Raw genomic sequence first — 13664 nt, 5'->3', positions numbered from 1 at the left:
AACAAGCCGCGCACCTACACCGACGCGAACAAGCACAAGACCACGTTCGACTACTACGCCGACGGCAAGCTCAAGAGCGTGACCGATGGCCTGAACCACGTGATCGCGAAGTTCACGTATGACCCGGACACCGGCAGGCTGAAGACGGTCACCGATGCGCTGAACAAGGCCACGTCCTACAACTACGACGGTGGTGACCTGTCGAGTGTGGTCGATCCGCTCAACGGGACTATCCGACTTGGTTACGACAATGTGGGTCGCATGTGGTCCATATCCGACCCTATGAGTAACACGACGTACCTCGAGTGGACTGCGCTGAACGGCTTGAGGGCTGTCACTGATCCTCTCAAGGGGACGGCTGAATTTGCCTATGACGACAACGGCTTCAACACCCAATTGATCGACGAGAAGAAAAATATTCGCCAGTTCAAGCCGACGGCGATCGGCACGTTGGACACGATGACCGATGCGCTGAACAACGGGGAATCGCGGCTGTATGAGCCGGGTGGCAAGTTGCGTCAGCTTATCGACCGCAACGGTCAGCTGTCGGCGGTGAGCTACGACGGACTGGGCCGTGTCAAGCTGGTGAGCTTCGGCGCAACGGCGGCCAAGCCGACCGCGTTCCGCAGCCAGGTGGAGCTGACCTGGGACAAGGGAAACCGCCTGCGCAACATCGAAGACCGCATCTGTGCCACGCCGCAGACCAACCTGAACTGCTCGGTGGTGGCCAGTAAGCGCGTCATCAAACGTACCTTCAACGACCTGGACCAGATGACCCAGGAGGTCACGCCGCAAGCCGAAGTCAACTACACCTACGACGACGGCGGCCGTCGCTTGACGATGCTCGTGCGCAATGGCGCGCCGGGCAGCCAGGTCGACCAGCCCTTGGTCAGCTACAACTGGGACGATGCGGACCGGCTTCGCCAGATCGAGCAAGCCGCTGGGCCGGCCAATGGCAACGTCAAGCAGATCGTCAAGCTGGATCCCGATGATGCAGGTCGACGCAAGAAGACCACGCTGACCAACGGCTCGACCATGAACTACACGTGGGACGATGCGAGCCAGCTCAAGGCCATCGTGTTTAAGAAGGCCGATGGATCGGTGATCGGCGACCTGACCTACGGCTACGACGGCGCGGGCCGCCGCACGAGCATCGGCGGCAGCATGGCACGCATGAACCTGCCCACGGCCGAGGTGGCTGGCCAGTACGACGCGAACAATCGTCTCAAGCAATGGGGCGGTGCGAGCTTCCAGTACGACAACAACGGCAACCTGCTCAGCGACGGCACCTTGACCTATACCTGGGACGAGCGCAACCAGCTCAAAAGCATCAATAACGGGGGCTCCGAGCAGGCCAGCTTCCAGTACGACATCGGAGGCCGCCGCACCAGCAAGACCATTGGTGCGACGACCACCGGCTACGTGTATGACAGCGACAACTTCGTGCAGGAACTCAATGGCAACAGCAACACGAGCAGCGTCCGTGCCCAACTGATCACCGGTGCGCTCGACGAGACCTTCTTGCGCATGGAAGGTGGCGAATTGGCCAGCTTGCTGACCGACGCCAACAACAACACCGTTCGGTCGACCAACGCCAGCCAAGACAAGCTCGTGGACTACACCTACGAGCCCTACGGAACGACCACGGCCGATGCCAGCAATGGCAACACCCAACAGTTCACTGGACGAGAGAACGACAACCCGGGCAGTGCCAACGGGCTGTACTACTACCGCGCCCGCTACTACATGCCCGGTTGCATGCGCTTCATCTCCGAAGACCCCATCGGCTGGGCTTCGGGGCAGACCAACAACTACGCATACGTGGGCGGCGATCCGATTCTGGAGAACGACCCCGAGGGTCTTGGGTCGCTCGCGGGCTGCGCCGCAGATCACTACGGCATCACAGACCTGGTCGCCGCGGCGGGAGTGGTCGCGGGCATGCCATTGGTTCCCAAGCCGTTCGTGACGCCAGGCTCGAGTCCGCGCACTTCGTTGGCATCGAAATACCTGTCGAAAGCCTTCCCGCAACGAATTCCTCGTGTCTGGGCACCTACATTTGTGAGGCCGCTGGCCAGGTCCGCATCGCTGGGCATCGTGGCCGCCAGATGGATTCCGGTCATCGGCACCGCCATCCTTGTATACGATGCGGTAAGCATCGCAGCTTGCACATTTGCCGATTGACGTTGGAGGGCCTGAACAGGGTGGCGAAATGCACATTCATTGAAGACGCTTGCTCCTTGGGCGCAAAGGAGCACCTCGCCGCTCTCCTGTACGACACGCTGGTGCATTCCTTCAGCGTCAAGGCGCCGACCTTGGAGTCCGACCTCTACAAGGCGTTTGGCATCGTCGACGACGAACTCGATCAACTCGTCATCAGTGTCGCCCAGGCTGCCGGTCTTCGGCTGCCGACCGCCGCCGAGATGACACAACAATCCGCAGTCCGATCGGTCAAGGACTTGTTGCTGTTCTTGAACGGCTTCGAACCGCGAGGCGACGCCACATGACCAAGGGTGGCCGTTGCCGTAATGTTTCCATACTGCTTCCAAGCATCCGCATATGCCAAAAATGACTCTGACCAGACTCACTTGCGCTACCGCAGCCATCACCTTGTCGGCCACGGCTGCCATGGCCGCCGGCGAATTCAGTGTCTTGCACCAGTTCACCACCGCCGAAGGCTCGTACCCTAATCCGCTGATCCAGGCCAGTGACGGCAACTACTACGGCACCGCGCTCCAGGGTGGCGCGCTGAACTGGTACGGCAGCGTTTTTCGCATGACCCCCGCTGGCGCGGTCACCGTGCTGCATTCGTTCAACGGCAGCGATGGCGGCCAACCGCGCGGAACGCTGGTCGACGGTCATGACGGCTACTTCTACGGCACCACGTCCACCGGCGGCACGCACGGCGGTGGTACGGCCTTCAAAGTTTCGTCGTCCGGTGTGTTCACCGTCATCCACCACTTCAAGGGCAGTGCGACCGAAGGCTCGGCACCGCAGTGCATCTCGAACGGCAACGACGGCAATTTCTACGGTGTCGCGATGTTCGACGGCGCCAATGACAAGGGGACGGTATTCCGTCTCTCGCGCAGCGGCACCGTGACGACGGTGGCTTCGTTCAACGGCACAAACGGCACGATGCCCGCGAACTGCTTGACCCACACCGGCGACGGCGTTTTCTACGGGGTCACGACCAACGGGGGCGCCAACAATGCCGGCGTCGTCTTCAAGGTGGCGACGAGCGGCGCCCTTACGCCAATCTATTCCTTCGTCGGCGGCACGAGCGGCTCATCGCCGACGGGTCCTCTGGAGTGGGGCATCGACGGCAGCTTCTACGGCACCACCCAGAGCGGCGGCGCCAACGGCTACGGCACGGTGTACCGCGTCACCAAGGCGGGTGCCTTCAGCCGCTTGTATTCGTTCACCGGCGGCGCGGACGGCGGTATCCCCAAGGGTGGCGTGACCATGGCCAACAACTTCGTGTACTACGGCACTACGTCCTACGGCGCCGCCACCGGCTACGGGACGACGTTCAAGATAACCGCTGCTGGCGCGCAGGCCACCTTGCATGCCTTCAGCGCCGCAGAAGGCGGTCGTCCCAGTGGTCACCTCCTGCTCGATGCATCCGGCAAACTGATCGGAACCACCAGCCCAGGCAACTCGGGCGGTGGGGCGGCTTTCCGCCAGAATCCCTGACCCGCTAGTCCCGCCGGCCTTTGATCCAACGTTCCTTCAGGTCTCCAGTGCATCGGTTTTTGCGCCGCGGCGGCTCGCGCCAGCCCGACGAATCTTCCTCGGGCCGCTGGCTTGAAGCGCAAAATGGAACGCAGCTCGCCAGGGACTTCGTGAAAGCCGTCGCGGCGCTGAAGGCCGGCGGCGCTGCGCTGGTGGCGGGGAGCTTGGTGTTGGCCGCGCCGCCGGCCCCGATGACGGCCGCCGAAACGTCGGCCGTCCAGGCAAAGGAGCAGCTCGGCCGCCGCCTGTTCTTCGATGCGCGGCTGAGCAGTGACGGCAGGGTCTCGTGCGCGTCCTGCCACAAGCCGGAACATGCCTTCTCGGACGGGAAGCCTGTGGCCGAGGGCATAGGCGGCCGCTTGGGCAGCCGCAACACGCCGTCTCTCGTGGACGTTGGCGCGCAGCGCAGCTTCTTCTGGGACGGCCGACGCGCCACGCTGGAAGATCAGGCGCTTGACCCCTTGCTCAATCCACTGGAACACGGCCTGCGCGGCGCGTCCGAGATGTTGGCGCTGCTGAAGTCCGACGGCGAGTACGCGGCGCAGTTCCGGCAGAGCTTTGGCCTGAGCCCGGAAGAGGCCGAACCCATCACGGCAGCACGTGTCGCACAGGCCCTTTCGGCCTTCGAGCGGCGCCTGGTCGATGGGCGCTCTGCATTCGATCGCTACCGGGCCGGTGATGCGACGGCATTGCCCATCGCGGCGCAGCGAGGCTGGCAGCTGTTCAGCGGTGTGGCCGCCTGCACCCGTTGCCACACGGCCGAAGGGCCGAAGCCGCTGCTGACCGATCACGGCTTCCATTCGCTGGGTGTAGGGATGAAGGACATTGAGCGCCAGCTGCCCTCGCTGGTGCGCCAGCTCGGCGAGTGGCACGACGATGGCCGCGCGCAGGACCACTCGATCCTGCGCGACCCCGGCATGGCCGCGCTCGGCCGATTCGTCGTGACCCTGGACCCGAAGGACATCGGCAAGTTCAAGACCCCCGGCCTGCGCAACGTCGCGCTTACAGCGCCTTACATGCACGACGGCAGCGTCGCCACTCTCGAGGAGGCGGTGGAGCGCGAGATCTACTACCGCGGCAAGGAGGACGGCCACCCGTTGATCCTGACGCCGACCGAGAAGGGCGAGCTGGTGGCTTTCCTCGAATCGTTGAGCGGCTGGCCTTCAAGTGCCTACAACTTGGGGGGGCAGCGCCCGGATTCGCGGGACTGACGGAATCTAGAATCCGCGGAACGATTGCGCAAGCGTCTGCCAAATCGCCAGAAAAGCAAAGGGGGAGGAAACCTATGCCGTACTCACACACCACCGCTTCGCGGGGCCGGGCGACGCCTGCGCGCCTTCAGGCCGGCTTCACCCTGCTCGAACTGCTGGTGGTCGTCGCGATCATCGGGTTGCTGGCCGCCTACGTGGGGCCGCGCTACTTCTCGCAGATCAGCAAGTCAGAGCGCGGCGTCGCGAAGGCGCAGGTCGAGGCGCTCGTGAAGGCGCTGGACGCCTACCGACTCGATGTCGGCCGCTACCCCAGTCCCGAAGAGGGATTGAACGCCCTGGTGAACCGTCCGGGGACGCTGGCCAACTGGAACGGCCCCTACCTTCAGAAGGCCGTCCCGGCCGATCCCTGGGGCCATGCCTACGAATACCGCAGCCCCGGCTCACGCGCCGAGGTCGAGGTGATCTCGTACGGCAAGGACGGCAAGGCAGGGGGAGACGGCGACGCCGCCGACATCACCAGCTTCTGACGGTCGGGTGGTTTCGTGCAATTTCGAGCGCGCGTCCTGGACGCACAGCAGCGGATCGACACGGTGCGCCTGGAGGCCATCGGTCCTGCCGAGGCGCGCAAGGAGCTGCTGCAGCAAGGGTTGAAGGTGATGTCGCTCGATGCCGAGCGGGCATCGGCGGCCTGGGGCGCGAGCCGGGGCAAGACCTTCTCGCTGGTGTTGTTCGCGCAGGAGCTTCTGGCGTTGCTGCAGGCCGGCCTGAGCGTCATCGAATCGGTCGACGCGCTGCTCGAGAAAGATTCGTCGCCGGCGAGCCGCCTGGTCCTGCAGCAACTGGCGCAAGACTTGCGGTCCGGGCACAAGTTGTCGGTGGCGCTGCAGCGACAGCCCTCGACCTTCGCCCCGCTCTTTGTCGGCCTGGTGGGCGCCGCGGAGCGCACCAGCAACCTGACGGAGGCGCTCACTCGCTTCATCGAGTACCAGACCCGCGTGGACTCGGTGCGCGCCAAGGTGGTGAGTGCATCGGTCTACCCAGCGATCCTGATGCTGGTCGGTGCCGCCGTCACGGTGTTCCTGCTGAGCTACGTGGTCCCCAAGTTCGCGCTCGTCTATCAAGGCACGGGGCGTGCACTGCCCTGGGCTTCGCAATTGCTGATCCAGTGGGGCCGCTATGCCGCCGAGCATGCGGTGCCGCTGGCGGTGACCGCCGCACTGGTGGTGACCGCCCTAGTGTTCGGCGTGCTGAGGGCGCGCCGCACTGGCGCCTTGGGTGCCGCGATCAAGCGCCTGCCCTGGGTCGGCGACCGCTTGCGCCAGATGGAGGTCGCGCGACTGTACCTGACGCTCGGCCTGCTTCTCGAGGGCGGCATGTCGATCGGCCAGGCGCTGCAGCTGCTGCGGTCCGTGGGTGCGCCGGCCGACCGCGAGCGCATGGACCGCGTCCGTGCGACGGTCTCCGAAGGTCAGCCGCTGTCCAAGGCCCTCGAGAAAGAGGCGCTCACCATGCCGGTGGCCGCCCGCCTGCTGAAAGTGGGTGAAGAAACCGGCCAGTTGGGCACCATGCTGCGCCGGGCCGCGCTGTTCCACGAAGGCGAGACCGCGCGCTGGATCGAGCGATTCACCCGCGCGTTCGAACCGGTGCTGATGGCCGTGATCGGCCTGGTCATCGGCCTGATCGTTCTGTTGCTCTACATGCCGATCTTCGATCTGGCGGGGTCCTTCCAATGATCAGCGGCGAGCCTGACGTCCCCATCCGGCAGATCCTCGCTGCGCGCCAACAGGGCCGCGGCTGGGTAACCTTGCTGGCCGAAGAACTGTCCTGTGCCGAAGCGCACGTGGCGTCGTGCCTGGCTGCGGCGGTCCGTATGCCGCTGGCGACGATGGACGACCTGCTGCGCTGGGAGCCGGCGTTCGGGGTCCTGTCCCTGGTCAAGGCCCAGTTGCGCCAGTGCGCGCTGATGCGCGCATCGACGGGCACGTCGATGCTTGGCGTGCTGGTCGACCCTTACGACGACGACCTGCTCGCCTGGGCCGAAGCCCTGGCCGACGGCCCCGTCCACTGGCACGTGTGCACGCCGTCCGACCTGCATGCGCTGCTGAGCCGCCACGAATCTTCGGCCCGCGCCACCGACGGCATCGCGGCGCAGGCCGGCGATGCGGATCCATTGGCGCCTGTCAGCGAAACGCTGTCGCTGGCCCGCATCAGCGAGTCGGCCAGCCCGGCCGTACAACTGGTCAACTCGTCGCTGTACGACGCGCTGCGGCAAGGTGCCAGCGATGTCCACATCGAATCGACGGCCGAAGGCCTGGCCGTCAAGTACCGCATCGATGGCGTGCTCGATTCGGTGATGCAGGTCGCCGGCGTGGCGCTGGCCGAGCAGGTGATCTCCCGGCTGAAGGTCCTGGCCGAGCTGGACATCGCGGAGCGCCGCGTGCCGCAGGACGGCAGCTTCCGGGTCTGCGTGCAGCGGCGCGACATTGACCTGCGCGTGTCCATCATGCCCAGCGTGCACGGTGAAGACGCCGTGATCCGCGTGCTCGACAAGCAGTCCATGGTCGAGCAGCACGGACGGCTCAGCATCGATGCGCTCGGCTTCGACGCGTCGTCGGTCCGCTCGCTGCGCATGCTGGTGGAGGCCGCCTACGGCATGGTGCTGGTGACGGGCCCGACAGGCTCCGGCAAGACCACCACGCTCTATGCGGCGCTGACCGAAATGCACACCGGCCGCGACAAGATCATCACCATCGAGGATCCGGTCGAGTACCAGATCGCGGGCATCCTGCAGATCCCGGTCAATGACAAGAAGGGCCTGACTTTCGCCCGCGGCCTGCGTTCGATCCTGCGCCACGACCCGGACAAAATCATGGTCGGCGAGATCCGCGACCAGGAGACCGCCGAGATCGCCGTGCAGTCCGCGTTGACCGGGCACCTGGTGTTGTCGACGGTGCACGCCAACAGCGTGTTCGACGTCTTCGGCCGCTTCGCCCACATGGGGCTGGACCCGTATTCGTTGTCGTCGGCGCTGAATGGCATCTGGGCGCAGCGCCTGGTGCGCATCAACTGCCCCGAATGCACGCGCCCGACCCGGCCTGATGCCGAGGCCTTGGCGCGGTGCGGGCTGGATGCCCGGGCCGTGGGTGGCTTCGACTTCCGCCAGGGCCACGGCTGCGGCGCGTGCCGCGGCACGGGCTTCAAGGGGCGACGCGCGATCGCCGAACTGTTGACGATGAGCGACGACATCCGCGAGCTGGTGATCGCCAAGCAGCCCGTTCGCCAGATCAAGGAGGCGGCCCGCGCCAATGGCACGCGCACGCTGTTCGAAACGGCGCTCGACCTGGTGGCCGCGGGCCACACCACGCTGGAGGAGGTGCGTCGTGTCACGTTGGCTTCGTAGCCGCATTCGGCGGCCTCGCGTGTCGCTGGGCCTGTCGGCCAGCGGCGTCGCGATGACCTGGCGCGGGGCGAATGGGGCGCTGGCCCACCGGGTCGCCAGCGTGGTGATCGGCGAGGTGCCTGATGCCGTCGTCGGCTGGATGAAGGAAACGGCCGAGTTGGCCGCGCTGCTGGCAGGAAGTCCCGTGTCGGTGACCTTGGCCGAAGATCTCGTGCGCTGGTGGCTCGTGACGGCACCTCCGGGCGCTCGCTCGCTGGCCGAGCTCGAAGCGTTCGCGAAGCTTCGTCACGAAGAGTTGTTCGGGCACCCGGCGGACGGCGGCACGATGGCCTGCCGCTGGCGGCTCGATGGCCCTAGCGTCTGCTGTGCCCAGGCCGCCTCGGCGGCGAAGTGTGCCGACACCTTGGTCGCCCGGCTGGGTTGGCGGCTGTCCGAGGTCAGCCCCGCGACGCAGCGCTTGATGGACATCTGGCGAACGAAGAAGCGAAGCGCCGGCGCTGTGGTGTGTCGCTCGGCCAGCGACCGGGCGGTCGCCTGGTGGTTGGTCGACGGCCTGCCGGTCGAGTTGCGCACGGTTCGCCTGCCTGCCGAGAATCCGGCCGCCGCGCTCGACCGCGAGCTGGCTCGAGTGTCGTCCCGTCGAAGCGAAGTCACGCCAGGCCGGGCGGTGGTGCTGGACGTCATCTCGCGTGCCAGTTCCCCCGAGCTCGCCCTGAGCGGGGCCGACGTGGATCGCTACGAACTCGCGGCTCTCGCCGCCGTGAAGGCGGAGTCCCCGGCCGCCATGGCTGCGGCGATCGGTGCCGCTCATCTGGAGGGCGCCCATGAGCTCGTGGCCGCGCGTTGATTTCTCGCCGCGCAGCACCGGCTGGGCGCGCGCGCTGGGGCACGAAACCTCGCGCGGCGTCCGCGCTGCATACCTGCTGGCGGCGTCCATCAGCGTGGCCTGGGCGACATGGCAGTTTCTCGCCTGGCAGCGAGTCGAGCAGGAGAACGCCGAGCTGCGCGAGCGAGTCGCGCACCGTCAACCGGCCACCGCGCCTGCACCGCTGCCGCCCCGCCAGGCCTGGAGCGCGAACCAACTGCGAGCGGCCGCCGATGTCATCGCCCGCCTGAACACCGATTGGCCCCAGTTGCTCGATGAACTCGAACGCCTGACCCCCCGCGACGTCGCGGTGCTGGAGATCGAGCCGCGACCCGGCCAGGCCGCCTTGACGCTCACCATCGAGACGCGAACGGCGCAGGACGCATGGCGTTACGTCGATGCGCTCAACCAGTCGACCTACCTTCATCACGTGCGCGCGCTGAAGCACGAGACCAACGATCGCGACCCCAACCGGCCGGTGCGGTTCAGCCTGTCCGCGGCGATAGGGAGCCCTCCGTGACGCGCGGTGCGAAGACATCCTGGCGCCTGCGTGGCGAGGTGACCGTCCATCGCCATGGTTGGCTGCCGCTGGCCCTCGTGGTCGCCCTGGCCGCCAACGTGGCCTTCCAGTGGGCGTGGCTGCAGCCGCTGAAGGACCAGCAGGATGAGCTGCAGGCCCTTCTGGCCAACCCGCCAAAGCCGCTGTCGGCGGCGCGGCCCTTGCCGAAACCCGCTCCGTCCGAAGGGCTCGACGAGCCGCTGGATCAGCTTCGCGGCGTGCTGGCGCCGCCGGCCGAGGTGAGCCCGGCGATGGCGAGCCTGTTCGTGGCCGCGGAACGCGAGGGCCTGCGATTCGAGCGGTCCAGCTACCAGTACGAGGCGCCTAGCGGCCTGCCATGGACCCGCGTGACGATCGCGGTGCCGGTGAGTGGCTCGTATCCGGCGGTCCGCAACCTCGTGCAATCGGTCCTGCGCGACCACCCGAACATGTCGCTCGACCAGCTCAGCATCCAGCGGGAAGCCTCTCAGAAGCCGCAGGCCGACGTGGAGCTCAGCTTCAGTGCCTGGTTCGCGCTGCCCCACGGCAACGCGTCGACGGGGAGGGGCTCGCCATGAACCGCTGGCACTTGTGGGCGCCGGCATTGATCGGCGCGCTGGGCCTGGTGATCTTCAGTGATGAGCCGGGCGCCAAGACCGAGGTGGTGGCGGCCGCGCCGGCGCGGACCTCGTCGCGGCTGCCCGCAGCCGACCGGCCCGGCACCACCGCGGCGGTGACGCTGCCCAGGCTGCTGGATCGCCAGTCCCTGTTCGCGGCCGCCGGCAAGCGCGGAGCGGGCAGCGACCTGTTTGCTGGTCGCGATTGGACGCCGCCGCCGCCGGCTGCGGCCGAGTCCGAGGCGGCGGCGCCCGAAGCGCCGCCGTTTCCGTTCGAATACATCGGCAAGAAGCGCGAAGCTGGCGCCTGGACGGTCTTTCTCGCCAAGGACGAATCGACCTTCGTCCTGAAGGAGGACGAGGTGGCGGAGCAGGCATTCAAGGTAGTCAAGATCGCGCCGCCTGAACTGACGGTGCTCTACCTGCCGATGAATCACACCTACAAGATTTCGATTGGGGAGGCTGAGTGAGGCGGCAATGGACGGCGCGGTGGCGCCACGGATTTGCATGGGTGCTGGCGATCTCGCTGGGCACCGTGGCGGGCTGCGCTAGCAACCCCGCCTACCGCGACGGCCAGGAACTGCTGGCACAGGATCGCCCGGTCGAGGCGCTGGAAAGATTCGAGCAGGCCGCCAAGGCGGAGCCCGAGTCCGTGCCGGTGCGTGCCGCGTGGTTGAAGCTCAGGGCCAGGCTGACGACCGGCTGGCTGGAAGGGGCCCGGCGCGAGCGGGAGGCCGGCGAGTTCGACCATGCCGACGACCTTTATCGCAAGGTGCTGCGGGCCGACGCGACGAACGAGTCCGCGGTGCTCGGGCTCAAGGCCGTCGAGCGTGAGAGGACCTGGGAGCGGCAACTCGACCAGGTCAACGCGAACATCGAGCAGAAGAACCTCGACCCCGCGCGCAGCCAGCTGCGCAGCGTGCTCGCGGAGAGCCCCCGGCATGCGCGCGCGTTGCAACTTCAGCAACGCCTCGAGCTGTTGGACAGCAAGCCCAGCCCCGAGATGGCGCTCGGCCCGGCCTACCGCAAGTCCCTGAGCCTGGAATTCAAGGATGCGCCGCTGAAGTCGGTGTTCGAAGTCATCGCCAAGACCTCTGGCCTGAACTTCGTGTTCGACCGCGACGTGAGGACCGACCAGAAGACCTCGCTGTATCTGCGCAACGGTACCGTCGAGGCGGCGGTCGGGCGGCTGCTGCTCAGCAACCAGCTGGCGCAGCGGGTGCTGGATGCGAACTCGGTGCTGATATATCCCGACACGCCCGCCAAGCAGAAGGACTATCAACTGCTGTCGGTGCGGACGTTCTATCTGTCCAACGGCGATGCGAAGTCGGTGGCCAACTCCGTCAAGTCGATCCTGAAGATCAAGGACGTGGTCGTCGACGAGCGCCTGAACGCGATGGTCGTGCGCGACTCGGCCGAGGCGGTCAAGATGGTGGAGCGCATGGTCGCGCTGCTGGACCTGCCCGAGCCCGAGGTCATGCTCGAGGTCGAAGTGCTAGAGGTCAAGCGGACCGACCTGCTGAACCTCGGCGTTCGCTGGCCGGACCAGGCGAGCATCAGCCCCCTGTCCTCGGGCACCGGGGCCCAGCTCACGCTCAACGACCTGCGCAACCTGAACTCCGGCACCTTGGGCATCGCGGTCAATCCGCTCACGGTGTCGGCGCGCCAGGACCGGACGATGGCGAACATCCTCGCCAATCCGAAGATCCGCGCCAAGAGCCGCGAGAAGGCGCGTGTGCTGATCGGCGACCGGGTGCCCAACATCACGTCGACGGCGACCTCCACCGGCTTCGTGTCGGATTCGGTCAACTACATCGACGTGGGTCTCAAGCTGGACGTCGAGCCCACGGTCTACCCGGAAGGCGACGTGGCGATCAAGGTGGCTCTGGAGGTTAGCAGCCTGGTCAGCCAGATCCAGACCAAGTCCGGCACCCTGGCCTACCAGATCGGCACGCGCAGTGCGACCACCGTGCTGCGCCTGCGTGATGGCGAGAACCAGATCCTCGCGGGCCTGATCAACGACGAGGAGCGCAAGTCGGCGAACCAGATCCCGGCGCTGGGTGCGGCGCCTATCGTCGGCAAGCTGTTCGGTGGCAGCACCGACGAAACGGCGAAGTCCGAGATCGTGCTGTCGATCACCCCGCACGTGCTGCGGAACATCCAGCGGCCCGATGCCAGCCTGCTCGATTTCGATTCGGGCACCGACTCCGGCATGCGCAGCGGCACCGCCGCGTCATCGGTCGCCGGCGCCGCGGGGCAAAGCCCGGCAACGGCCGCCGGGGCGTCCGCCGCGCCCGGCACCGTGCCGGATCGCGCCGCCTCACCGCCGCAGCAAGGCGCTGCGCCGCAGGACCCGGGTGGGGTCCCGAACGCCGCGGTGCCGCCGCCCGCGGACGTCAGGTTCGCCTGGGGCACCGTCCCGGCATTGAAGCCGGGCCAGGTCGTGCAGATTCCGTTGCAGATCGAAGCGGGCAAGCCGCTGAGGGCCTTGCCGCTGGCATTGGGTTTCGATGCCGCCGTGCTGGAGGCGGTGGACGTGACTGAGGGTGAGTTCCTGACGCAAGGCGGTGCGGCGACCACCTTCGAGAAGCGCGTCGACCCGTCGGGGCAGGTGCTGGCCACGATCAAGCGCACCGGCACGGCCGGTGCGACGGGCGCGGGCACGGTGATGACCGTGAGCCTGCGGGCGCTCAAGGCCAACCCGGCCGCAACCGTCCGGGTACTGACCATCGCGCCCGAGGGCGAGGGCGGGCGCGCGGTCACCTATTCGATCCCCGCACCGCTCCAACTGATCGTGGCGCCGTGACCCGACAGCGTCATGCGACCGGCAACCCACCCGCGGGCTTCACGCTGGTCGAATTGCTCATCACCCTGGCAGTGCTGGCCCTGCTGGCGACGGTGGCCGCGCCCTTGGCGCAGGTGACCTACCAGCGTGCCAAGGAGCGCGAGTTGCGTCTGGCGCTACGCGAGATCCGCACGGCCATCGATGCCTACAAGACGGCGAGCGACCAGGGTCGCATCCGCAAGGATGCGGGTGCTTCCGGCTACCCCGCCAGCCTCGAACGATTGGTCGAGGGCGAAGAGGACCAGGCCGACCCGAAGAAGCGCAAGATGTTCTTCCTGCGCCGTGTGCCGCGCGATCCGATGAGCGACGACACCGACCGCGACGCCGTGTCGAGCTGGGCGCTGCGGTCCTACGCGAGCGAGGCCGCCGATCCGCGGGCGGGCGAGGACGTCTATGACGTGCATTCCCGATCGACCGTGCAAGGCCTGAACGGCGTGGCCTACACCCAATGGTGACCCG

General features: G+C 66.8%; 13 protein-coding genes. All 13 read left to right on the top strand.

The window, feature by feature from the left end:
• Positions 1-2181 (top strand): RHS repeat domain-containing protein (locus tag AACH06_RS12045; RefSeq protein ID WP_341425927.1); only part of this gene is annotated, 2181 nt, incomplete at its 5' end.
• 2 nt (positions 2182-2183) lie between these two features.
• Positions 2184-2504, top strand: a complete 321-nt coding sequence (locus AACH06_RS12040) for a hypothetical protein (RefSeq protein ID WP_341425926.1) — start codon at positions 2184-2186, stop codon at positions 2502-2504.
• A 121-nt stretch (positions 2505-2625) separates the two neighbouring features.
• Entirely contained in the window at positions 2626-3690 is a 1065-nt protein-coding gene (locus AACH06_RS12035; RefSeq protein ID WP_341425925.1) for a choice-of-anchor tandem repeat GloVer-containing protein, read from the top strand.
• Positions 3691-3839: 149 nt separating this feature from the next.
• Positions 3840-4940 carry a cytochrome-c peroxidase gene (locus AACH06_RS12030; protein ID WP_341425924.1) on the top strand — a complete coding sequence of 367 codons (1101 nt, stop codon included), beginning with the start codon at positions 3840-3842 and terminating at the stop codon, positions 4938-4940.
• Positions 4941-5014: 74 nt separating this feature from the next.
• A complete protein-coding gene (gspG, locus tag AACH06_RS12025; protein WP_341425923.1) occupies positions 5015-5467 on the top strand; it encodes a type II secretion system major pseudopilin GspG in 453 nt (150 codons plus the stop codon).
• A 15-nt stretch (positions 5468-5482) separates the two neighbouring features.
• Entirely contained in the window at positions 5483-6673 is a 1191-nt protein-coding gene (locus tag AACH06_RS12020; protein WP_341425922.1) for a type II secretion system F family protein, read from the top strand.
• Complete coding sequence (locus AACH06_RS12015) at positions 6670-8340, top strand: GspE/PulE family protein (protein WP_341425921.1); 1671 nt, start codon at positions 6670-6672, stop codon at positions 8338-8340. Before AACH06_RS12020 ends, AACH06_RS12015 begins: the two co-directional genes overlap by 4 nt.
• Positions 8321-9187 carry a hypothetical protein gene (locus AACH06_RS12010; RefSeq protein WP_341425920.1) on the top strand — a complete coding sequence of 289 codons (867 nt, stop codon included), beginning with the start codon at positions 8321-8323 and terminating at the stop codon, positions 9185-9187. The genes AACH06_RS12015 and AACH06_RS12010 overlap by 20 nt, the downstream gene beginning before the upstream one ends.
• Positions 9165-9725: a PilN domain-containing protein gene (locus tag AACH06_RS12005; protein WP_341425919.1), complete on the top strand. Its 561-nt coding sequence runs from the start codon at positions 9165-9167 to the stop codon at positions 9723-9725. The genes AACH06_RS12010 and AACH06_RS12005 overlap by 23 nt, the downstream gene beginning before the upstream one ends.
• Positions 9722-10321, top strand: a complete 600-nt coding sequence (locus AACH06_RS12000) for a GspMb/PilO family protein (RefSeq protein ID WP_341425918.1) — start codon at positions 9722-9724, stop codon at positions 10319-10321. Before AACH06_RS12005 ends, AACH06_RS12000 begins: the two co-directional genes overlap by 4 nt.
• Before the next feature lie 26 nt (positions 10322-10347).
• Positions 10348-10830 (top strand): hypothetical protein, encoded by a 483-nt coding sequence (locus AACH06_RS11995; protein ID WP_341425917.1) that lies wholly within the window; start codon positions 10348-10350, stop codon positions 10828-10830.
• 41 nt (positions 10831-10871) lie between these two features.
• A complete protein-coding gene (locus tag AACH06_RS11990) occupies positions 10872-13166 on the top strand; it encodes a secretin N-terminal domain-containing protein (RefSeq protein ID WP_341425916.1) in 2295 nt (764 codons plus the stop codon).
• The gene (locus tag AACH06_RS11985; RefSeq protein ID WP_341425915.1) at positions 13163-13660 is read left to right on the top strand and encodes a type II secretion system protein; all 498 of its coding nucleotides are present in this window, start codon (positions 13163-13165) and stop codon (positions 13658-13660) included. Before AACH06_RS11990 ends, AACH06_RS11985 begins: the two co-directional genes overlap by 4 nt.
• The last annotated feature ends 4 nt before the right edge of the window (positions 13661-13664 follow it).

The sequence above is a fragment of the Ideonella lacteola genome (assembly GCF_038066555.1).
GTDB classification, from domain to species: domain Bacteria; phylum Pseudomonadota; class Gammaproteobacteria; order Burkholderiales; family Burkholderiaceae_C; genus Ideonella; species Ideonella lacteola.
The sequence above is the reverse complement of the archived record's forward strand: the minus strand, read 5'-3'. Positions and strand labels throughout refer to the sequence as shown.

Bases quoted from the DNA above. Each gene is read 5' to 3' on its own strand.
- AACH06_RS12005 (WP_341425919.1), top strand. From the start codon at position 9,165: ATGAGCTCGTGGCCGCGCGTTGATTTCTCGCCGCGCAGCACCGGCTGG.
- AACH06_RS12015 (WP_341425921.1), top strand. From the start codon at position 6,670: ATGATCAGCGGCGAGCCTGACGTCCCCATCCGGCAGATCCTCGCTGCG.
- gspG (WP_341425923.1), top strand. From the start codon at position 5,015: ATGCCGTACTCACACACCACCGCTTCGCGGGGCCGGGCGACGCCTGCG.
- AACH06_RS12035 (WP_341425925.1), top strand. From the start codon at position 2,626: ATGGCCGCCGGCGAATTCAGTGTCTTGCACCAGTTCACCACCGCCGAA.